Origin of the sequence: Streptomyces sp. CHD11, from assembly GCF_018638295.1 — a bacterium.
In the GTDB taxonomy this organism is placed as follows: domain Bacteria; phylum Actinomycetota; class Actinomycetes; order Streptomycetales; family Streptomycetaceae; genus Streptomyces.
On the sequence record NZ_JABTTS010000078.1, the window covers coordinates 1 to 1,148 of the forward strand.

Annotated in this window: 1 protein-coding gene; it reads right to left on the reverse strand. The window is 70.8% G+C overall.

What is annotated here, in order from left to right; genetic code table 11:
- Nucleotides 1-1,148: thiamine pyrophosphate-dependent enzyme (locus tag HTV45_RS33210; protein ID WP_251693403.1), on the reverse strand; the 1,148-nt coding region annotated here is incomplete at both ends.

Sequence of the window (1,148 nt, forward strand, 5' to 3'; positions counted from 1 at the left end):
AGCCGCGGGTCGGACCACTCGTGGTAGTACTTCGCGGCCGTGACCAGCTCCATCATGCCGTTCATCTGCATGGCACCGTCGCCGACCAGGGCGATGGCGGGCCGGCCGGGGTGGGCGAACTTCGCGCCGATCGCGTACGGCACGCCGGGGCCCATGGTGGCCAGGGTGCCGGACAGGGAGCCGCGCATGCGGCCGCGCAGCCGCAGGTGACGGGCGTACCAGTTGGCGGCGGACCCGGAGTCGGCGGCGAGGATCGCGTCGTCGGGCAGCTTGCCGTCCAGCGCGTGGACGACGTACTCCGGGTTGACGGGGTCGGCGCTGACGGCGGCGCGCCGCTGCATCACCTCCCACCAGCGGGCGACGTTCTTCTCGGTCTTCTCCCGCCAGGCGCGGTCCTGTTTGCGGTGCAGCTTGGGCAGCAGGCGCCGGAGGGTCTCGCGGGCGTCGCCGACGAGGTTGACCTCGTTCGGATAGCGCAGGCCGATCATGTGCGGATCGATGTCGATCTGCACGGCCCGCGCCTGGTCCAGCTCCGGCATGAACTGCGTGTACGGGAAGCTGGAGCCGATCATCAGCAGGGTGTCGCACTCCCGCATCAGCTCGTAGGAGGGGCGGGTGCCCAGCAGCCCGATGGAGCCGGTGACGTAGGGCAGGTCGTCGGGGAGGGCGTCCTTGCCGAGCAGGGCCTTGGCCACCCCGGCGCCGAGCACGTCCGCCAGCCGCTCGACCTCCTCGCGCGCGCCGCGGGCGCCCTGTCCGATCAGGACCGCGACCTTCTCCCCGGCGTTCAGCACATCGGCGGCCCGCTGGAGGTCCTCGTCGGCAGGCACCGGCGCGTACCGGCCCAGGCCGAGACTGGAGGGCACCATCTTGAAGGCGTGCGTGGGCGGGCTGTAGTCCAGCTCCTGCACGTCACCGGGGAGGATGATCGCGGTCACGGTGCGCTTGGCGTACGCGGTGCGGAAGGCACGGTCGATCAGGTTCGGCAGCTGTTCGGGGACCATGGCCGTCTCGCAGAAGTCCGAGGCGACGTCCTTGTAGAGACTCGCGAGGTCCACTTCCTGCTGGTAGGAGCCGCCCATGGCGCTGCGGTCGGTCTGCCCGATCAGCGCCACGACGGGGACGTGGTCCAGTTTGGCGTCGTAGAG